Here is a 21,150-nt window from a genome sequence, read left to right as displayed (position 1 = left end):
CCGGAGTCCACAATGACGCATATCCCTGACATCACACGACCGTCCAAAGACCTCATTGACGCCCTGAGAGAAATCGGCGCCGCGACCGTTGCCGGCACGCTTGGCCACATGGGTTTCCGCAATCCGCACATGGTCGGTCCGGTGGCGCAGAACCATGGGAAGTCGATCGTCGGGCCGGCGCTGACGCTGCAGTTCCTGCCGCAGCGGCCGGACCTCTTCAGCGAGGGAGAATACGCCGACCCGGAAACGCAACTGCACCGGCACGTGCTCTATCACGCGCAGGAAGGCGATGTGGTCGTCGTCGACGCGCGCGGTGACATGAGCTCGGGCGTCTTCGGCGATATGATGTCGACCTACTTCAAGGGCAGAGGCGGCGCGGGCATCGTCATCGATGGATGCATGCGCGACCGGCCGAATGTCGAAAAGCTCGATCTGCCTTTATGGCTGCGCGGGTGGACGCCCAACTACCATGTGCAAACCAGCATCTATCCGAACGCCGTCAACGTTCCGATAGCCTGTGGTGGTGTCACGGTGATCCCGGGGGACATTATCATCGCAGACGACGATGGGGCGGTTGTGCTTCCCGTCGCAATGGCGGCAAAGGTAATTGAAGAATCGAAAAAACATCACGATTGGGAGGAGTTCTCGCGCGAGAAGCTCATGCAGGGCGCCCCGCTGCAGCGCTATTATCCGCTGCACGACGATGCTCGCGGCGAATATGAGGAGTGGCGCAAAGCCAATCCAGTGAAGGGCTGAGGCCCGGCAGCAACGGCATTCGGCATGCAGCCGTTCAAGAGGTGATTGTTGCCCGCAATACGTGGGTTTTGAGACCCTTGCCTTCGGCTACATGCCTGGTCCCACTCGAAAACCCTGCCGACGGGCCTCCCGATCCAGAAAAACGCTTTCCTCGGGTGAAGCGGCGGCTCCGATACGGAAGGTGAAGGACGTCACATGCGTCGCATTGGTGTCGATCCCACAGTGAAAGCGCACATGATACCAAGTCGTCGCGGTACGAAAAGCGGTATCCGGGGCGTCCAGAAGATTGCCGACCTCTAGTGGAATGCTTGGGAGCAATACGGGGCGATAAGCGGCGTCGTTCAGTTGCTGACCCAGAAGATTGGAGCAAAGGTCGGCTACGCGTTGCCCCCGTGGCACGTCGGCCATCGAGTTCGTTGCGAAGGGATCGCCGGTAGCGCCTTTTGAAAAAAGCTTGCGAACACCCGGAAGCCCCGCATACGCTAGTGAGTTGGCCGTGGGGTTTGGCTCTGCGGCCTTTGCGCGCGGCGGCTTCGCGGCCTTCGCCGGGCTGGGTTTCGGTGCAGTGTCGGGTCTGGCCTCAGGCGCCTGAGCCGACGCAGGAAGCTCGATCTCACCGCCATCATCAGCCGAAGGTGTTGCAGCGGCCGATTCGTGCCTGTCGGCGTCAGGAGCTCCCGCCTCCTGTTTGTCAGCTTCCGGCTTCTCATCGATGCTGGCTGGCTCCGCCGGCTTTGCAGCGTCGGGCGTCGGTTCAGATCTGCTCTCCGCATCGGTTGGCGTGGCAGCCGGCTTGGGCTCGCTGTCCTTGGCGGTGGACGACGCTTGGTCCTGAGCGCTTCTCCCATCCAGCGATTTCCTGGGGCCGGTGTCTTTGTCACCGAACTGGAATGCAGGCTTCAGGACTTTCTCTGACGGCAGGTTGTCCGGTACCGACTTTTCGACCTTCTTTTCAGGCTGACTTTTGGCTTCGGGTTTCGGCTTTGGTGGTTCGGGCGGCGGCACGAGTGCGACATTGATAGGTTGCTCCTCCTGCGGCTGCTGGGCAGGAACGGGCAGGCCATAGACCAGGAACGCGGTGATGAGCGCATGCAGGACCAGCGATGCGGGCAAGGCCCACAGCAAAGTCCGCCGCCGCTCGGATGTCTCGGTCTTCATCCCTTTCGATGTGGAGCGAAACTGCGGCGGCATCAAGCGTGGCAACCGTATTGGCGCATTCAGCCGCCGCAGCTCAGCAGTGAGGAGACGACGCCTGATTGCTTCTCGCCGCCGGCTCCATTCTCTGCATGCCCGCCTCCAATCTCAGCGACGCAGGCTGGCGTCGCGGGCACGCTCGCGGAGCTCTTCGCGAGAAAGGCCCGCATCCGCCAATATGCTGTCTGGAAGCCGCCTCAAGCTCGCAAGCGTCTGGCGATAGGCAAGCCAGCGGGCGAAACGGTGTCGAAGTTCATGCAACATGATCGTCTCCTTGAGAGCGAAATACCTCACGCTCTTGAGTTGGTCGAAAACGCAAAGCAATCGCGCAAAGCGTATGCACGATCAAAGGATTGGACTGACTTCCTGGCCAACCGAGGTGCCTGTCATTGACCCACCAGGGCAGGAATTTCCAGCGCCTCCAACGGCTGCATACTTGCGCGTGATGGCCGCTTCGCGCTACAGCCACGGTCGCAAGGAGTTTTTCATTTCTGCAAAATGGATATTGGCTGGGACGATCTGAGGTTGTTTCTCGACGTTGCGCGGCTGGGTGGCCTGAGCGCGGCGACGGCAACCACGCGCCTCAGCGCAGCCACACTCGGACGACGCGTCACCGCGCTCGAAAAGCAGATCGGCGAAGCGCTGTTCGTACGGCAGCAGACCGGCTACCGGCTAACCCCGGTCGGTGAAGAACTGCTGCGGCGCGCCGAAGACGTCGAAGCAGCAATGCAGTCGCTGACCCGCTGGCGCGAGGGAAATCTGCCCGACCGCATTGTCCGCGTCTCGGCCGGGCCATGGACCTCCGCTTTCGTTTCGGGCCATATCGGCGAAATCTGGACGGTCGATGACGGCATCAGGGTGGAACTCGTCACCACCACCGACCGGGTCGACATCGGTCGCCGTGCCGCCGATATCGGCATCCGCAGCGAGCGCCCGACCGAACAATGGCTGGCCGGCCGTCAGAGCGGCAAGGTCGCGCATGCCATCTATTCCGGACGCCACCTGATCAACGGCATCGCTGCCGGCTTGTTCGTCGGCGTCACCGGCGAAGGGGCAAACATTGCCCCGGCGCGCTGGCTGCAAGCCCATCACGGCGACCGCATCGCCGTGCGCGGCAACAACACCCATTCAGTGCGCGAATTGGTGGCCGCAGGCGCCGGCCTTTCGATCTTTCCGTGCTTCGTCGGTGACAGCGATCCGCGGCTGGTTCGCGTCGCTCATCCTATCCCCGAACTCGAAACCGACCAGTGGATCGTCACCCATCATGAGGAACGCCACTCCCCGCCAGTACGAAAGGTTGCCGACCGTATTGCCGCCCTGATGCGGGCCCATCAGCCGCTGTTTCGCGGCAAGATGCCGATCCGGTAAGCCTCAGGCGTCGCTCGGCCGCCACATTCTCAAGGTCCTCGCGCGTGAGGCGGGCGCGTGAAGCTTGGAGGGGTTGGATCCCGGAGATTGTGGATTTTCGCTGGCCAGAATCCGAGCCGATTCCGGAAGATTGAACTGGAGACCCGTTCAAAAGGTCGGCTCATTGAGGCGCATATGGTACAAGTCCCACATCTTGTCTTGCCGCAAAGTTCACCCTCTGATTCCCTGTGCCAAGGCGATAGAACGTGATTCTTGCACCTGGCGTGTTCAAGCGGCGCGTTCCGGGAACTTTTTTGTCGATCAATTCCAAGGAGACAAGACGATGAGCACCGCGGCAAGGCCCGTCATCTCGGAAATGCGGCCGAAGATAACCGTTATTGGTGTCGGCGGTGGCGGCGGCAACGCGGTCAACAACATGATTGCCGAAAATCTGCAGGGGGCGGAGTTCATCGTCGCCAACACCGATGCCCAGGCACTGACCATGTCGAAAGCATCGCGGCTGATCCAGCTGGGTGCCCATGTCACGGAAGGCCTGGGCGCCGGGTCGCTGCCGGCGGTCGGCCGCGCGGCAGCCGAGGAATCGATCGACGAGATCAGGGACCACCTAGCGGGAACCCATATGTGCTTCGTGACCGCCGGCATGGGAGGCGGAACTGGAACCGGTGCCGCGCCCGTCATAGCGAACGCTGCACGGGCAGCCGGCATCCTGACGGTGGCGGTCGTCACCAAGCCGTTCACCTTCGAAGGGAAGCGCCGCATGCAAGCCGCCGAAGAGGGCATCGAGCAGCTTCGCGAATGCGCCGATACCGTGATCGTTATTCCGAACCAGAACCTCTTCAGGATCGCCGACGCAAAGACGACTTTCGCGGACGCCTTCGCCATGGCTGATCGCGTCCTTTATTCCGGCGTCGGCTGCATAACCGATCTCATCGTCAAGGAGGGGCTGATCAATCTCGACTTCGCCGACGTGAAGTCGGTGATGCGCGACATGGGCCGCGCAATGATGGGTACCGGGGAAGCCACGGGCGAGGACCGCGCCAGGAAGGCCGCCGAAGCGGCGATAGCAAACCCGCTTCTCGACGAAGCCTCGATGATCGGCGCCAAGGGCGTCCTGGTCTCGATCTCGGGCGGCATGGACATGACGCTGTTCGAAGTCGATGAGGCCGCCACCCGTATCCGCGAGGAGGTCGACGCCGACGCCGACATCATCGTCGGCGCCATATTCGACCGGGCACTCGCCGGAAAATTCAGGGTCTCAGTCGTGGCGACAGGATTGCGGCAGGGCCTGGCGATACCGCAGTAGGCAGGATCCGGGCTGCTGATTTATGAGTCTGGTGGACCGTGGTCATGGGCTTCGCCACCGAAAAGTCGGCCCGCAAGCCCGCACCATTGAACTTGCGGGTGAATTCGCGTTGCCGGCCTAGGGACCGAATTCGTTTCGAGGCCGCTGCCACGAATGCGCGAACTCGCATCAGCGCCGCCGCAGAACCGCTCCCAACTGCAACCGCGCCGCGAATGCGCATCGACCCGGATCCCCAACAGGAGGCCATACAGATTGAACACGGCAGACATTTCGCCTGCGATATGGCCAGCATCTGCTGACCACATGATCGGCCCTTTTTGATCGGTGATGCGGGCTCGCTGGATATGGCACAATAAAACCGGCATGGGTCAGACGTCGGGAGCATCCAGTGGCGGCCAGCCTCGCAAGCACTATATCGAAGAAAAACTCAGGTCTACCCGACAGGAGCATACTCCATGGCTGACACGCCGACACCCGATGCTTCGTTTCTCGCGGCCCTGACGACAGAGCATTTCGTGCAGCAGACAGCGATCAGCACGTCTATAAGTGAAATGGCGTCGCGAACGACCATCTACATTATGTCTCTGTCGAGCGCTCTGGTGGCAACGGGCTTTGTTACGCAGTCCTCCGAGTTCTTCCTGCCGTTTGTCGCGGTTGTGCTGCCATCGGTCTTTTTACTGGGTGCCTTTACCGTCTTGAGGTTGGTCGACATCGCCGCTGAGAACATGCAGGCCCATATCGGCATTGCCCGGATCAGAGCCTACTATCGAACTTTGGGCGACGAGGCTGCCTTCCAGTTTTCCAAGGAATTCGGTCGCTGGCCCGAAAATGACGCCGAACCTTCTCTTCGTACTGGGCCTCTCCTGGCGTACCTGACCACTGCAGCGACTATGATCGCATTCATAAATGCCATCGTCGCTGCGGCGGGCGTTACTCTGCTTGCGTTTCGTGTCGGTGCAGAACTATTGCTCGCGCTGTGTCTTGGCGCTGGAACAGCAATCGGCTTGATGACGATTTTCTATTTATACCAGCGCCTCCGGACGAAAGGCATGGTCCGCATTGCCAAACCCTATGGTTCTGAGAAGAGCGTGCTTTGAGCGGGTAATGAATGTGGTGTTTGTCTGAACGCCACCGGCATGGCAATTCCAGTCTCATTGACGACCAATGCTCCACGCTCCTCGCGGGCTGTTCGCAATGGCGAGCCCTTTCGGGATCGAGATATTTGCGCAAACTTTTTTGCCCGGCATGCGTTGTTCGTTCTCCGAGCACAGGAGAAAGCCATGCAGACTAAGTCGCAGACTTCAGCCGAAGCCGCCAAGCAACGCCATATCCAGCGTGGTATCGACGCCAAAGACGAGACGAAGAGCAATGGCAAAATGCAACAAGCGATGCAAGCCGGCGCCCGCAAATATCCCGAGCCACCTTTTCCCGAGCAGCATCAACCCAAACCGGGGCATGAATGGGCGATCGAGCCCGCTCCGCTCTACGATGCGCCTTACTACCTCGGATCGAAAAAACTCGACGACAAGGTAGCGCTTATCACGGGTGGTGATTCCGGCATCGGCCGTTCGGTGGCAGTCTTGTTCGCCCGCGAGGGCGCCGACATTGCGATCGTATACCTGAGCGAAGACAGGGACGCCGAAGCGACCAAAAACGCCGTCGAAAAGGAAGGCCGGCGTTGCATACTGATAAAAGCCGATGTCAGTGAACGCGAGCATTGCCGCAACGCCGTGGCGCTGACGGTCGAAAAATTCGGCAGGATCGACGTGCTGGTCAACAACGCCGCTTTCCAAATCCATTCCAGTGACTTCAACGACCTGACCGAGGAACATTTCGACACGACGCTGAAGACCAATCTTTACGGCTATTTTCATATGGCGCAGGAGAGCGTGCCGCACATGGAGCCGGGCTCCGCGATCATCAATACCGGTTCGGTGACCGGCATCGACGGTTCCAAGCAACTGGTTGACTATTCGATGACCAAGGGCGGCATTCATGCCTTCACACGAGCGCTTTCGGGCAATCTGATCGGCAAGGGCATCCGGGTAAACGCGGTCGCGCCAGGTCCGGTGTGGACGCCGCTCAACCCTTCGGACAAGGAAGCCGACGAAGTCTCGAAATTCGGCGCGGATACGCCGATGAAACGGCCAGCGCAACCGGAAGAACTTGCCCCGGCTTACGTGTTCCTCGCCTCGTCGCATTGCTCGAGTTACATCACGGGAGAGATCCTGCCGGTGGTCGGTGGCTACTGAGGTCGCGGAACGTATTTCGTTGCATTGGGCTACCGAGTAGACGGCACGCGACGACGTCGTCTCCAGGGAGACGCTTGCCGCGCTCGATCGCTTCAAGAAACGCGTGATCGGTGCCGTGCGCCGCCGCGACACGGCACCCGCCACGGCTCCGGAGCAATAGCGCTCCGTGTTGGTCGAAATCCTCGCTCGCGTTTTCAATTTTCTGAATTTCCGCTTGGAACTCTCCCGCCGGCATACCGTTCAAACATCATTGAGCCAGGAGAACGACCATGCCACGAGGCGACAAATCGAAATACAGCGACAAACAGGAACGTAAAGCCGACCACATTGCCGCAGGCTATGAGAAGCGCGGTGTTTCCGAGAAGGAATCCGAGCGCCGGGCATGGGCGACCGTCAACAAGGACGATGGCGGCGGCAAGAAAGAAGGCGGCTCGGGTCGTGGTAAACACACCGGACACCCCGCGGCCCACAAGGGTGGGAAAAGCGGCGGCAAGGCATCGGCTTCACGGTCAGCCGCAAGCCGATCGGAATCGGCAAAGAAGGCAGCGGCAACACGCAAGCGGAATGCCGAGCACCATGCCCATTAACTGCCCCGCAACAGGTTCGGAACGCCATGAAACCCAAGCTCGTCAATCAGGTCAGCGGGCAAAGAATTTTCGTCGTGGTGCTCGACCTCGGCGACGAAGGCTTCGCCGCGCTGACCGCCTTCGCAACCGACAAGAACATCGCCGACAAGAACATCGGCAGTGCCTCTTTGACTGCGATCGGAGCGTTCGGCGCCGCCTTGATCGATCTTAATGCGTGAGGTTGGCAAGCGCCTACCCGGCGCCTTGGCCATCAAGGGCGGATGTCTCTGTGGCAGGATCCGATTCAGCGCCGGGATCGAACCGAGGGTTCACTACTGCCACTGCGATATGTGCAGACGAGCGACCGGCAGCGCGTTTGCAGTTCTTGCCTGGATGCCCTGCCAAAGCCTGACCTGGAATTCCGGAACGCCAACATATCGAAGGTCTTCGCCGATCGCGCAAAGAGGCTTCTGCCCAGAATGCGGGTCGCCGCTCAGCCTTTGCTACGACGCGTCGCCAACCGAGATCGCGCTGCACGTCGGTACCTTCGATGATCCGGCTCACCTGGTGCCTCGGTACAACTACGGTTCAGCGCAGCGCCTTGGTTGGGTGTGCTGCGGAATAGACCTACCGGACCGCGACACCGAGGAGCGCTGGTAGCGCCGCCGTTGCGAATGACCTAGATTGCCGATCAGGAATGCGGCCCTTGTCGCCGTGCCCCGAAAGTGCGGTCTCGATCTGCCCGGCCTGCCGACGTGGCCAGACCGTCGACAAGCCCTAAGCGCTAGCCGGTTTTGATCCTTTGGGGGGCCGCATTCTCTATCGCGAGGAAAATCGCTTCGAACAGATCCTCGTCGCGGAAGGGCTTGCCGAGCAAGGGCACGTCGGCCGGCCGATCGGCAATCTCCCGGGCATCGGCATAGCCCGTGATCATGACCGCTGGCCAGTCCGAGCGCAAATTGCGCGCGAAGCGGATCACGTCGACGCCGGATACGAGTGGCATGGCGAAGTCGGTGATAATGACGTCGAACTGGTTGGGAGTGCGCTCCATCATGGCCAGCGCCTCCGCCCCTCCTCCCGCGCAGGTCACCTCGAAACCACGTTGGCGAAGGGACTCGGCGGTCAATTGCCGCAAAACATGGCTGTCGTCGATCAGGAGGATTGATGGGTGCTCCATCCCGGCATCGGCGAACGCTCGTTCAATGTCGGGTTCCAACACAGGATCGACCGGCTGTTCGGTCGATCGTGGCAGCCAGAGTTGCATGGTAGTTCCGCGGTTGACGACGCTTTCTATGCGAAGTGTCCCACCTGACTGCTTCATGAAGCCGTAGACCGTGCTGAGGCCGAGGCCCGTTCCCTTACCGACCGGCTTGGTGGTGAAGAACGGTTCGACGACCTTGGCGACAAGATCGGGGGGTATGCCGGATCCGGTGTCCTTGACGGCGATCATGACATAGTCGCCCGGCGGAATATCCTCTGTTGGCGTCCCGATCGATCGATTCTGCGCATGCACGGTTATTGTCCCGCCAGAGGGCATGGCGTCACGCGCGTTGAAAACCAGATTCATCAAGGCCAATTCAAGTTGGCCTGCATCGACATGCACCGGCCAGATCGTGTCATCGATCTGCCAGTCGAAACGGATCAACCCCCCCAGCACGGGCGCCACCAATCCGTTCATCGTGTCGCCCAGCGCAGCAAGGCGCACCGCTTCCGGCTTCAGGGTCTGGCGCCGCGAGAATGCCAGCATTCGCGCGACAAGGTCAGCGCCTTGTTTTGCAGAACGCCGCGTCAGGTCGAGTACCTGTTGCGCCTGATCATCCAACGTAGCCCGGCGTTCAAGCAGCCCTAACCCACTGAGAATTGCGGCGAGCAGGTTGTTGAAATCATGCGCCAGGCCGCCGGTTAGCTTGCCGATAGCGTCGATGCGCTGGGATTGAAGCAGCTGATCCTCAAGACCGCGCCGCTCGGTGATGTCAAGCAATGTGCCGATGATTTCCGGTTCACGGCCATCTAAGCCGTCCGACATCACCCCCTGGTCGAGAAAAATGCGATACTCGCCATTGGCGCATTGCCAGCGGAACTCGCACGTATAGGAGCCGGTGGTTTTTGCCGCCAGCAGCGCTTCCCTCAATCGCGGCAGGTCGTCCGGATGAACGCGGCTGAGACCGAACTCTGGATCCGATGTCAGGTATTCAGGCGCAAAGCCGGTCAAGCGCTCGACGCCCTCCGTAACAAAGCGCGCCGCAAAGGGCGGCTCGGCTGCCCGAGCATGAAAGCAGACCGGCAACGAATTCAGGATGGCGTCCTGCCGTTGCTCGGCGCTGCGCAGCGCGCGTTCGGCCTGAAGCTTGTCCTTGTGCGCCTGCAACGCCTGCGCCAATAGTCCCTGCTCGACCTCCGCCTTGCGCTGGATCTCGAGCGTCTTCTCGTGGAGTTCGACGAAAACCGCGACTTTCGAACGCAGCATGATCGGATCGAATGGCTTGAACACATAGTCGACTGCGCCGGCGTCGTAGCCGCGCAGCATATGCGCATCCTCCTTGTTGATGGCGGTCAAGAAGATGATTGGGGTGCGCTTGGATTGCTCGCGCTGGCGGATAAGTGCGGCCGTTTCATACCCGTCCAACCCTGGCATGAGGACATCCAGGAGAATGACGGCGAACTCCTCTTTCAGCAGAAAGCGCAGAGCCTCTTCGCCCGATTGGGCGCAGATGACCTCTCCGATAGTCGCGAGCACTTCGCTGATCGCCAGCAGATTGCGCTCATCGTCGTCCACCGCCAGGATGCGGGCTCTTGCCGGCCCTTCGGCAAGAGCTGCCACCTCAAGTTTCCTTACCCTGTTTCTTGCCAGCTTTTGCATCGAACGGCCGTCAGTTCGCTGCCAGGAGAATTTTTTCCGGGCTCTCGACACGGGATCGGGCACGCCCGATCCAGACACGAAGCAGCGCCAGCAGGAGATCCAGGTCGACGGGTTTGGCGATGTAGTCGGAAGCCCCGGCATCCAGACATTTTTGCCGATCCCCCTTCATCGCCTTTGCGGTGACGGAAATCAGCGGGATATGAGCAATCGCCGGTGTGCCGCGAATCCGCCGCATCGTCTCGTAGCCGTCCATCTCCGGCATCATGATATCGATCAATGCCACGTCGACATCGGGCGCCTGTTCAAGAAGCGCGATGCCATCACGGCCCCGCTCGGCATGCAGAACCTGTATGTCATAGGTCTCCAGAACACTGGTGAGCGAATAGATGTTGCGAATGTCGTCGTCGACGATGAGAACTTTCGCCCCGGCGAGATCGGACTTGCCGTTGTGTTCAGTTCCTGCCCAGGCCTCTTGGCGACCTTCTCCCGGCAGCGTTGCCGAAATATGCAGCGCCAATTGAGCGAAGTTCTCCGCCCGCGGTGCTTCCGCCAAGGCCGGGTTCAATGCCAGTACCTGTTCAACCGCGTCCGGGTGAGGCGTAAAGAACAGCAGTTGCGGCAAGGCTTCGCCGAATTGGCCGGTGATCTCGTCCAGCGCCTTTGCGTTGTCCTTGGCGGAGCGTCCAAAGCCGAGCACGACGGCATCATAGGAGGCGAGGCCAACGTCTTCTGCATTTGCCGCAACACGACCGATCGCGGTGACCGACGTTACGCCGTCGCGGATTGCCTCGACCAGCGCCAGACGCCGCTCCGGGTCAGGGTCCACGACCAGAACGCGGCGCTGAACGCGGAGCTTCTTCGAGTGGATATCCTGAAACACCTTCATCAGCTCGTCCGAGGAAACGGGCTTGGTGGAAATGCTGGACGCCCCCTTGCGTGCGAGACTGTCGATGTCTTCGGCACCCGAGATGACATGGATGGGAATTCCCCTCGTCTTCTGGTCATGCCGCAGCAGATCGAAAAGCACCCAGCCATCGATATCCGAAAGTCCGAGATCAAGTGTGATTGCGTCGGGAACGAGCTTGCGGGCCAATGCCAGCGTGCCGGAACCTGCAGTCGACAGAACGCCTTTCAGCCCGGCCGACCGGGCGAGGCCAAGCAGCAACCCGCCAAAGGTCGGATCGTCTTCGACGATCAACACGATCCGATCGGTGGGTAGGATTGAATCGCGGTCGTCGATCAGCTCTGCCGAGGGCGGACTGCTGAGCAGAGCTGTCGCAGCAACCGCCTCCGCCGCCGGAGCCAAGGTCGACTGTACTGTCGTCACGCGGGGGCCGTCGAACGGGATGATGAGGGTAAATGTCGACCCCTTACCCGGCGTGCTTTCGACCCGCAATTCGCCGCCAAGCAAGCGAGCGATCTCGCGGCTGATCGAGAGCCCAAGGCCGGTGCCGCCATACTTGCGGCTGGTGGTGCCGTCGGCCTGCTGGAAGGCCTCGAAAATCAGCTTCTGTTTGTCTTCTGGAATGCCAATGCCGGTGTCGGTGACGGCGATCGCGAGAGCCTTCACCGGCTGCGTCGCGCCATTGCGGCGGCCGGCCTTTTCAACCCGGAAGTTCAGGCTGACCTCGCCTTCCGAGGTGAATTTGAATGCGTTGGAAAGCAGGTTGAGGACAATCTGCTGCAAGCGTTTCTCATCTGTGCGGACCGTGTCGGGAAGCGCCGGATCGACCTTGATGGTGAAGCCAAGTCCCTTGTCGGCTGCCAGCTGACGAAAAGTTCGTTCCATATGCTGGCGAAGATGCGTCACCGGCATATCGTTGATGTCGATGGAAACAGTGCCCGACTCGATCTTCGACAGATCGAGGATATCGTTGATGAGGCTGAGAAGATCGGTTCCTGCCGAATTGATGGTGCGGGCGAACTCTACCTGTTTTTCGTTGAGGTTGCCGTGCTGGTTGGTCGCCAGTAGGTTTGACAAAATGAGCAGCGAATTGAGCGGCGTGCGCAGTTCGTGGCTCATATTGGCCAGGAATTCGGATTTGTATTTCGACGTGAGCGCCAGTTGCTCGGCTTTTTCCTCCAGCGCGCGTCGCGCCATCTCGATTTCGAGATTCTTGTTTTCGACCTGCTTCTTTTCGTTCTCGAGCAGCTGCGCCTTTTCCTGCAGCTCCTCGTTCGTCGCATGCAGCTCTTCCTGCTTTTTTGTCAGCTCGGTTTGACGCGCTTGCAATTCCGACGTCAGCAGTTGCGACTGCTTGAGCAGGCCCTCCGTGCGCATCGTCGCAGCGATGGTGTTGAGAACGATGCCGACGGATTCCATGAGCTGGTTGAGGAACGACTGGTGTGTGTCACGAAACTCGCCGAACGAGGCGAGCTCGATGACGGCTTTGACTTCATCCTCGAACAGGGCAGGCAGGATGATGACATTGGCTGGCGAGGCGCTGCCAAGACCAGATGTGACCCGAAGGAATTCTGGCGGCACATTGTCCAGCATGATGGCGCGCTTGTCGGCGGCACTTTGCCCAACCAGGCCCTCTCGCAGATCAAGCCGCTGCTTGATGGCAGCCTTGCTCTCGGCGCCATAGGAAGCCGCCAGCTCAAGATAGGATTCCTCCTCGTCGCGATTGGTGACGTAGAACACCCCATACTGGGCGTTCACCAGAGGAGCGAGTTCGGACATGATGAGCCGCGAGACGGTGGCAAGGTCGCGCTCGCCTTGCAGCATGCGCGAAAACCGGGCGAGATTGGTCTTCAACCAGTCCTGCTCGGCATTCTTCAGCGTCTGATCCTTCAGATTGCGGATCATTTCGTTGATGTTGTCTTTCAGCGCGGCGACCTCGCCGGAGGCTTCGACGCTGATCGAACGGGTAAGATCGCCCTTGGTCACCGCCGTCGAAACCTCGGCGATGGCACGCACCTGGGTGGTCAGATTGGCAGCGAGTTGATTGACATTGTCGGTGAGGTCGCGCCAGAGGCCGGCGGCACCTGGCACACGCGCCTGACCACCGAGCTTACCCTCGATGCCCACCTCACGGGCGACGTTGGTCACCTGGTCGGCAAAGGTGGCAAGCGTCTCGATCATGCCGTTGATGGTGTCGGCCAGCAGGGCGATCTCTCCCTTCGCGTCGACCGTCAGTTTGCGCCTGAGATTGCCTTGCGCGACCGCCGTCACGACATCGGCGATGCCGCGCACCTGATTGGTCAAGTTCGTCGCCATCAGGTTGACGTTGTCGGTCAGGTCCTTCCAGGTACCGGCAACACCTTCGACGCGCGCCTGGCCACCAAGCTTGCCCTCGGTGCCAACCTCACGCGCGACTCGGGTGACCTCGCCGGCGAAGGAGTTCAACTGGTCCACCATGGTGTTGATGGTCGACTTGAGCTCCAGGATTTCGCCCTTCACATCGACGGTGATCTTCTTCGACAGGTCGCCGCGCGCCACGGCGGTCGTGACTTCGGCGATGTTGCGCACCTGGCCGGTCAGATTCTCGGCCATCGAGTTCACATTGTCTGTGAGATCCTTCCACGTGCCGGCAACGCCGCGCACCTGCGCCTGGCCTCCCAACTTGCCTTCCGTGCCGACCTCGCGTGCCACGCGCGTGACTTCCGAAGCGAAGGAATTGAGCTGGTCCACCATTGTGTTGATGGTGTCCTTCAGCTCCAGGATCTCGCCGCGGACATCGACGGTGATCTTCTTCGAAAGGTCCCCGAGCGCCACGGCGGTGGTCACCTCGGCGATGTTGCGCACCTGGCCGGTCAGGTTGGCCGCCATGGCGTTGACGTTTTCGGTCAGATCCTTCCACGTGCCGCCGATGCCGCGCACCTGGGCCTGGCCGCCGAGCTTGCCATCGGAGCCGACCTCGCGCGCCACACGTGTCACTTCCGAAGCGAAGGAATTGAGCTGGTCGACCATCGTGTTGATGACGTCCTTGATCTGCAAGATCTCGCCCAGCGCGTCGACGGTGATCTTCTGGGTCAAGTCGCCGGTCGCGATGGCCGTTGCCACCTTGGACACGTCGCGCAATTGCACCGTCAAATTGCCGGCCATGGCGTTGACGTTGTCGGTCAGATCCTTCCAGGTGCCACCGACGCCTTCGACATGCGCCTGGCCACCAAGCTTGCCTTCCGATCCCACTTCGCGGGCCACACGCGTGACCTCAGAGGCGAAGGAGTTCAGTTGGTCGACCATCGTGTTGACGGTGTCCTTGAGCTCCAGGATCTCGCCTTTGACGTCGACGGTGATCTTCTTCGACAGGTCGCCGCGCGCCACGGCGGTGGTGACTTCTGCGATGTTTCGAACCTGGCCAGTCAGGTTGGCGGCCATGAGATTGACGTTGTCGGTCAAATCCTTCCATGTGCCGCCGACGCCCCTTACCTCTGCCTGGCCGCCCAGCTTGCCTTCGGTGCCGACCTCGCGTGCCACGCGCGTCACTTCCGAGGCAAAGGAGTTCAGTTGGTCGACCATCGTGTTGATGGTGTCCTTGAGTTCCAGGATTTCGCCTTGCACGGCGACCGTGATCTTCTTGGACAGATCGCCCGACGCGACCGCCGTCGTCACCTCGGCGATATTGCGCACCTGACCGGTCAGGTTCTCGGCCATCGAGTTGACGTTGTCGGTGAGGTCCTTCCAGGTGCCGGCGACGCCGCGCACCTGCGCCTGGCCGCCAAGCTTGCCTTCGGTGCCAACCTCGCGTGCCACGCGCGTGACCTCGCCCGCGAATGAATTCAGCTGGTCCACCATTGTGTTTATCGTGGATTTCAGCTCGAGAATCTCGCCCTTCACGTCGACCGTAATCTTCTTCGACAGGTCGCCCAAAGCCACCGCGGTCGTCACTTCGGCGATGTTGCGCACCTGGCCAGTCAGGTTCTCGGCCATGGAATTCACATTGTCGGTCAGATCCTTCCAGGTACCGCCAACACCCTCAACGCGCGCCTGGCCGCCAAGCTTGCCTTCAGTGCCGACCTCGCGCGCCACGCGCGTCACTTCCGAAGCGAAGGAATNTTGACGTTGTCGGTGAGGTCCTTCCAGGTGCCGGCGACGCCGCGCACCTGCGCCTGGCCGCCAAGCTTGCCTTCAGTGCCGACCTCGCGCGCCACGCGCGTCACTTCCGAAGCGAAGGAATTGAGCTGGTCCACCATCGTGTTGATGGTGTTCTTCAGTTCTAGGATTTCGCCCTTGACATCGACTGTGATCTTCTTCGACAGGTCGCCCGACGCGACTGCGGTCGTAACCTCCGCGATGTTGCGCACTTGCCCGGTCAGGTTCGTGGCCATCGCGTTGACGTTGTCGGTCAGATCTTTCCACGTGCCGGCGACGCCCTTGACCCGGGCTTGGCCGCCGAGCTTGCCTTCCGTACCGACCTCGCGCGCGACGCGCGTCACCTCGGAGGCGAAGGAGGCCAACTGGCCGACCATGGTGTTGACGATCTTGCCGATGCGCAGGAATTCGCCGCGCAGCGGTCGGCCGTCAATTTCGACCATCATGGTCTGCGACAGGTCACCCTTGGCGACGGCGCCGATAACGCGCGCAACCTCAGCCGTCGGCTGAACCATGTCTTCGATGAGATCATTGACTGAACGGACACTGGATTCCCAACTGCCGGTGGCATTGCGAACCCGGCCGCGCTCGCCTATCCGCCCTTCCTTGCCGACGACCCGGCTCAAGCGCTCGAACTCGCGCGTCACTTGGTCGTTGAGATCAGCGATCTCATTGAAAGTCTCAGCTATCTCGGAATCGAGGCCTTCATAAACATTGTCGATGCGGACGGAGAAATCGCCGCGCCGGAAGGCTTTCAGAGAATTCAGGATGCTTCGACGGTCCAATTGCTTCTTGGATGCCTGCACGGTCACAGCGCCACTCCCAGCCCTATGGATTTATACGGATAAAATTGCCCCCGCGGCCAATGGTGGATCGCGCCGCAAGACCCCAAACGCGGCATTTTCCATTTTGTTCCATCGTGCCGTGAATTCCAGGCCGACGATTGCGCCTTGGTTTGAACGCCGGATTTCATGATGCGGTTGTGGATTTATCGGGCTTTAGCCGACCACGACACGTCATCGCCGTTTGCCATTGCCAGAGAGGCATGAATTGCGTTGCGCAACTCGGAAGGCGAGGCAGGCTTTGCGACCCATGTCCCGTGAAGGAAAATCGGATCGTGAAAACCCGAATTGGCGTAGCTTGCCGAATGGACGACAAAGGGGATGTTTCGGGCGTCAAGCAACGTAGCTATTCGTTCGAGCGCGATAAACGCCTCGTCTTCCAAAATCGCAACGGACCTATGGTGGTCCAATTATCGCAGTCCTTTGCTCTCCGAAGCGATCGGCAGCGCAGCACGCCGCCTGACCGGTTCCACCCGGTGGTCGAAGCTCACGGCAATTTTCTTGCCGGACATGGCATGGACCATAAGCCCGACCAATTCCTCGTCGTCGCAGCGACACTCAGGAAACCTTGCGCGGATTTCATCGACCGCAAACGCCGTCGAGATAATGTCGTCAGCGCGATAGCCAGAGATCACCGCGTAGACTGCGCTATAGGTCTCAAGGTCAATGACTTCGGTTTTCAGCACATCACCCTCCGTGCGGAAGGCCGACGGCAGAGGCGCCGGATGTCTCGCAAAGATTGCTAGACGCCGGCATCGAGTCTTCGGCGCTGTATCCTGTTCATTCTATGACGGTTGGCCGCGCTGTCGATAGCTCTGCAAGGCTTTGTACGCTTCCAGACACTGATTCACGCGAGCGACCCAATCAGGCAATCGTGCCGTTCATATACGTTTTCCGGTTCACTGTAGTGCCGTCCGCCAACTGAAACAGTCCGCCCGACCAGAATGACGATTGTCGGCCCTTTCACTTCAAGCCCCCCAGGTCAGCGAGTGAGTTGTGGCCAACACTCCAACACCTCCGCCATGCTGGCCGCCTCAATCTGCTCACTGAAGCGGGAATGGTATACTTCCATCAGTGCGTCATGGGTCTGGTCGGCAGAGCTGCAGATGGCATCGGTGACGAGAATGACGCGGAAGCCACGATCGATGGCGCCAAGCACGGTCGCGAGAACGCAAACGTCGGTTTCGCCACCGGTGATCACGAGCGCACGCACGCCGGAGCCACTCAGCAGCGCGTCGAGCCGTCCCTCGGTCCAGGGCGAATAGACATGTTTGTCGACCACCGTCGCCGGCGGTACAAATCGTGCAAGTTGAGGCATCAGCTCGATCAGGCGCGGATCGATGTTGGAAAGGGTTACCTCCGCCCACCGACGATAGTAGTTTGCCCACATTCCCGGCGCCTTGCCCGGGCGGGCGGCAGGAATGAAGCGCGTGAACAGGGTACGGCTGGCATGTCTGGCGACCAGTTCTTCGATCGCCGGGACCACCTTTTCAGCCCACGGCACGGGCCAAGGTCCACCCGGCGCAAACAGGCGCTGCATGTCGACGCACAGATGCAGGCCATCGTCGCCTATTGGTCCGTGAATCAATCCTTGGGCGGCCACTGGTGGATTCCGTCGGGTTTGGGTTACTGGCCTGCCTGCCGCGCTGCATCGGCCTCAGCCACATCAACAGTGTAAAGCAATTCACCGTTTTCGTTGGATACCCTCACAAGCCAGCCGGACAGAGCGTCCGTGCCAGGCTGCAGGTCGGCGAGAAGATCGATTGCGCAGCGGATAGCTTCGGACCGGGCCGCCTCAAGGCTCGCCATCCTCGACGGCGGTATGCGTCGGCTGGTTCCGCCATCGCGATACTCAAAGACATATACGTCGCCGGCGCCGTCGCTTGCAGAGGTTATCTCGACCTGGTCGAAATTGCCGTTGCTGCTCGCGTCATATTCATTGGCTGCGAGATCAAAGGTCGCTGTCTGGACCAGGATTGCCTTTGCGCGGGCAAGCACGTCATCTTCAGCTTGTATCCCGACGTTTGCCATGTCCACCGTAACGCAGTCGCCGCCCTCGCCGCAAAATATCACCCGGCGAACCGACTGCCCGTCTGGCGCCCTGGCATTCACCACTTCGGTTCGAACGACTTGCATGACACTCTCCTGCCTGTGTCTGACAATGTTCATGGTGCGCTTTCGGTTCCTGCGGATGCAGGCGCCGGCCCGGCTGTCGAGACCGACAGGACTTCCCCACCGGACATTCACGGTGCACCGAGCCCCCGCCGCAGGAACAATTCGAACGGAAACGCGTTGCCCTAGCTGGAAACGGGATAAGCGCAAAATGGCCGCGCCACGTGCTGCTTGGAAGGGCTTCTTGAAGGTTGGTTCGGTTACTTGCGGCGTGAAGATTGTCGGCGCAACCAGCGAAGCATCCAAGATCCATTTCAAGATTTTGAACCGCAAGGACGGTCTGCCGGTCAGGAGCGTCTACGCCGACGAGGAGACCGGAAAGCTGGTGGATGCAGCGGATCAGGTGAAGGGTTTCGAGATCGAAAAGGACGAATTTCTCCAGATCGAACCTGACGACATAAAGGCGTTGAAGCTGACGTCGAAGCACACGCTCGAAGTCGGCGAATTCGTATCGATTGACGATATCGATACGCGCTATCTCGAGAAGCCCTACTATCTGATCTCGGCCGACGGCGCCGCAATCGAAGCATACGGAGTGATCCGCGACGCCATGAAGAACAAGGGCGTGGCCGCTCGATCCTGCGTGGTGCTCTACCAGCGCGGCCGCGAAGTGCTGATTCAGCCCTATGGCAAGGGGATGGTGATGACCGAGCTTCGCAACCACAACGAAATGGTTTCGGAAAGCACTGTGTTCGATGGATTGGCCAAGCAGAAATACGACCCCGATCTGCTCGAAATCGCCGGCATGCTTATTGACAAAAAAGTGACGACCTTCGATCCCTCGAAATTTGAAGACACCTATGAAGACGCGCTGATCGCCATGATCGATGCAAAGCGCAAAGGCAAGAAGCTGCCGAAGCCCGCACCAAGGCCACAGGAGAATGTCATCAACCTCGCTGAGGTGCTGAAGAAGAGCCTCAAACAGGAAGGGCTGGCGAGATCCACAAAGAGAGCCTCACCGAAACGCAAGACAGCATAGTTGATAACTGCCCAGCCAGAAGGTCCGCACAGCAGCTCCAGCCGCCCTTAATCGCTCGGAACAATTCTCGCGGTTGCCCGTTGGCCACCAAGGACGATGCCTTATGGCCGAGATCAAGAACGTCGACAGGGCAGTCCTCAAAGAGCCAGAGGCAGCGGATGCCAACATTGCGCTCAAAGGAGCCGGAACGCAGGACTCTGATCGGGCGCCGAGAAGCCCCAGGACCGCTGGCCATCGGTAAAAATACATGGGGTGTGAAAAGACCCTTTCGCCTCCAGACGCGGCGACGCGCGACCGGTGGCGGGCCGAACCCCACGCCCAAGCGAAACCCGGAGAATAGATGTGCCCCCCAAACCAGAGCCAACCGAAGAGCCGCCAGTGGATGCGCCGACGTGGACGCCGGACATACGCGAGCCTGAGCCGGATCTTCTTCCCGACGAAGTGCCAGTTCCTAATCCGGACGAGAACCGTGATCCGCCAAAGCGAGGCGTGGTGACAGACTGAACAACGAGTTTGGTCCGGCATCCTCCTGCAAAGGCGTTTATCTCGCCGCCGGGTTCAAGATCGCCAGTGAAATGCGACTGGATTTGGCTGCGCCGAATGCTTGACGGATTTGGTCTCGATGGTGTGGACCTATCGACGCCTCGCCAAGCCTCATTTTCCAAGTATCTGTTCGAACGTGCATTGCTTCGGGCCTTTGTCAGGACGCCATCGCAGAAATTTGGTGCCATGACGGAAACGATCGCCGGTGACATGATCGAACCGCACCTCCGCCACCAGTTCGGGCCGCAATGGCTCCCATTGTCCGCTTCTTTCCGTGCTCCACCGACTGGGACCGCCCGGCGCTTTTCCCGTAAAGCCAGGAGCCGATCGCAAAGCTTCAAGTTGTCGCGTAAGCTTGGCCCTGTCCTCCCGGGCGATCGTCGAAGTGAACCCGACGTGGTCGAGTTGCCCCTGGTCATTGTACAGGCCGAGCAACAGGGAGCCGACTTCACGCGAATTCGCCAGGTAGCGGAACCCTCCGACGACACAATCGGCCGTGCGCAGGCGCTTGACTTTGATCATGGCGCGCTCGCCGGGTCGATATTCGTCATCGAGAAGCTTGGCAACGACCCCGTCGGTCGAACCTTGTCCGGATTGGCCTAGCCATCTGCCTGCCGCCGCCAAATCAAGCGTTGCCCGAGACAGTTCGAGATCCTTTCGCCCGGCCGACTTTACGAACAGTTCGAGTGCAGCGCGCCGAACCGAGAGCGGCTGCTGCATCAAGACGCCCTCGGAGGTCGCCAACATGTCAAAGAGGATCAGCTTTGCCGGCGTCGCGACCGACAGTTTCCGGATCCTGCTTTCCGCCGGATGCAGCCGCATCTGCAAGGCGTCGAAAGAAAGAGAGCCTGCAATTTCGATGACGATCTCACCATCGACCACGAACTCTTTTGTTTTCAGTTCATGCAACATCGCGACGACTTCCGGGAAATACCGCCCTAACGGCTTGCCGGATTTTGCACGCAACTCCACGGCCGCGCCGGATTTAAAGGCCAGGCAGCGGAACCCGTCCCATTTGGGTTCGTATTGCCATCGGCCAGCATCGGCCGGCAACGTGTCGGCAGCCTTTGCTTCCATCGGCGCCGTGCTCAACGCCACGCCGAAAGACGATTTTACACTCGTCGGCAGATCGCGAGAGATGGCAGATTCGCCCGTCATGAAAGTTCCGTGGACAACGATGGAGATCGACTCAACGCAGCACTGGTGCCGGCTTTGGAAAAAATCATGCTCCAACAGGGTTAGGTCATGATGAGATTTCAACCAATCTCATCATGACC

At 60.2% G+C, this 21,150-nt stretch carries 16 protein-coding genes and 1 pseudogene; 9 read left to right on the top strand and 8 right to left on the bottom strand.

Features of this window, described 5'->3' with window-relative positions; all coding sequences use genetic code 11:
- Nucleotides 1–12: 12 nt before the first annotated feature.
- Nucleotides 13–756, top strand: coding sequence for a ribonuclease activity regulator RraA (locus tag X733_RS161120; RefSeq protein WP_023681186.1), 744 nt, complete (start codon nt 13–15; stop codon nt 754–756).
- An 87-nt stretch (nt 757–843) separates the two neighbouring features.
- Here the strand turns inward: X733_RS161120 and X733_RS161125 are convergent, their stop codons facing one another.
- Nucleotides 844–1,914, bottom strand: coding sequence for a DUF930 domain-containing protein (locus X733_RS161125; protein ID WP_023681185.1), 1,071 nt, complete (start codon nt 1,912–1,914; stop codon nt 844–846).
- A 534-nt stretch (nt 1,915–2,448) separates the two neighbouring features.
- Here X733_RS161125 and X733_RS161130 point away from each other — a divergent pair.
- The 7 genes from X733_RS161130 to X733_RS1000000171255 all read left to right on the top strand — a co-directional run bounded on the left by X733_RS161130 (nt 2,449) and on the right by X733_RS1000000171255 (nt 8,099).
- A complete protein-coding gene (locus tag X733_RS161130) occupies nt 2,449–3,318 on the top strand; it encodes a LysR family transcriptional regulator (protein WP_023817850.1) in 870 nt (289 codons plus the stop codon).
- 322 nt (nt 3,319–3,640) lie between these two features.
- Nucleotides 3,641–4,621 carry a cell division protein FtsZ gene (gene ftsZ, locus X733_RS0134055; protein WP_031193049.1) on the top strand — a complete coding sequence of 327 codons (981 nt, stop codon included), beginning with the start codon at nt 3,641–3,643 and terminating at the stop codon, nt 4,619–4,621.
- A gap of 455 nt (nt 4,622–5,076) precedes the next feature.
- Nucleotides 5,077–5,718, top strand: a complete 642-nt coding sequence (locus tag X733_RS161135; protein WP_023702102.1) for a hypothetical protein — start codon at nt 5,077–5,079, stop codon at nt 5,716–5,718.
- 183 nt (nt 5,719–5,901) lie between these two features.
- Nucleotides 5,902–6,873: an SDR family oxidoreductase gene (locus X733_RS161140; RefSeq protein WP_023817849.1), complete on the top strand. Its 972-nt coding sequence runs from the start codon at nt 5,902–5,904 to the stop codon at nt 6,871–6,873.
- A gap of 269 nt (nt 6,874–7,142) precedes the next feature.
- Nucleotides 7,143–7,460, top strand: coding sequence for a hypothetical protein (locus X733_RS161145; protein WP_023687854.1), 318 nt, complete (start codon nt 7,143–7,145; stop codon nt 7,458–7,460).
- 26 nt (nt 7,461–7,486) lie between these two features.
- Complete coding sequence (locus X733_RS161150) at nt 7,487–7,678, top strand: hypothetical protein (protein ID WP_023815879.1); 192 nt, start codon at nt 7,487–7,489, stop codon at nt 7,676–7,678.
- Complete coding sequence (locus X733_RS1000000171255; protein ID WP_081740586.1) at nt 7,671–8,099, top strand: GFA family protein; 429 nt, start codon at nt 7,671–7,673, stop codon at nt 8,097–8,099. Before X733_RS161150 ends, X733_RS1000000171255 begins: the two co-directional genes overlap by 8 nt.
- A gap of 124 nt (nt 8,100–8,223) precedes the next feature.
- On the opposite strand, the gene X733_RS161155 is transcribed toward X733_RS1000000171255, so the two are convergent.
- The 6 genes and pseudogenes from X733_RS161155 to X733_RS161170 all read right to left on the bottom strand — a co-directional run bounded on the left by X733_RS161155 (nt 8,224) and on the right by X733_RS161170 (nt 18,348).
- Entirely contained in the window at nt 8,224–10,260 is a 2,037-nt protein-coding gene (locus tag X733_RS161155) for a response regulator (protein WP_245274383.1), read from the bottom strand.
- 49 nt (nt 10,261–10,309) lie between these two features.
- On the bottom strand, nt 10,310–15,175 hold the full coding sequence (locus tag X733_RS24880; protein WP_023817847.1) for a HAMP domain-containing protein: 4,866 nt from the start codon (nt 15,173–15,175) through the stop codon (nt 10,310–10,312).
- A gap of 128 nt (nt 15,176–15,303) precedes the next feature.
- Nucleotides 15,304–16,143 (bottom strand): annotated as a pseudogene (locus X733_RS24885) (HAMP domain-containing protein); the annotation flags it as partial.
- Between the two features lie 446 nt (nt 16,144–16,589).
- Nucleotides 16,590–16,865 (bottom strand): hypothetical protein, encoded by a 276-nt coding sequence (locus X733_RS161160; RefSeq protein WP_023725485.1) that lies wholly within the window; start codon nt 16,863–16,865, stop codon nt 16,590–16,592.
- A gap of 296 nt (nt 16,866–17,161) precedes the next feature.
- Nucleotides 17,162–17,782: an isochorismatase family cysteine hydrolase gene (locus X733_RS161165; protein WP_023748082.1), complete on the bottom strand. Its 621-nt coding sequence runs from the start codon at nt 17,780–17,782 to the stop codon at nt 17,162–17,164.
- A gap of 23 nt (nt 17,783–17,805) precedes the next feature.
- Nucleotides 17,806–18,348, bottom strand: a complete 543-nt coding sequence (locus X733_RS161170) for a hypothetical protein (RefSeq protein WP_031193047.1) — start codon at nt 18,346–18,348, stop codon at nt 17,806–17,808.
- 154 nt (nt 18,349–18,502) lie between these two features.
- On the opposite strand from X733_RS161170, the gene X733_RS161175 reads away from it, so the two are divergent.
- Nucleotides 18,503–19,330, top strand: coding sequence for a Ku protein (locus tag X733_RS161175; RefSeq protein WP_023817845.1), 828 nt, complete (start codon nt 18,503–18,505; stop codon nt 19,328–19,330).
- A 654-nt stretch (nt 19,331–19,984) separates the two neighbouring features.
- On the opposite strand, the gene X733_RS161180 is transcribed toward X733_RS161175, so the two are convergent.
- Nucleotides 19,985–21,031, bottom strand: coding sequence for an ATP-dependent DNA ligase (locus tag X733_RS161180; protein ID WP_050588618.1), 1,047 nt, complete (start codon nt 21,029–21,031; stop codon nt 19,985–19,987).
- Nucleotides 21,032–21,150 lie beyond the last annotated feature (119 nt).

Origin of the sequence: Mesorhizobium sp. L2C066B000, from assembly GCF_000502335.1 — a bacterium.
In the GTDB taxonomy this organism is placed as follows: Bacteria; Pseudomonadota; Alphaproteobacteria; order Rhizobiales; family Rhizobiaceae; genus Mesorhizobium.
Note: the sequence above shows the minus strand (reverse complement) of the source record. Positions and strands in the feature narration are given on the sequence as shown.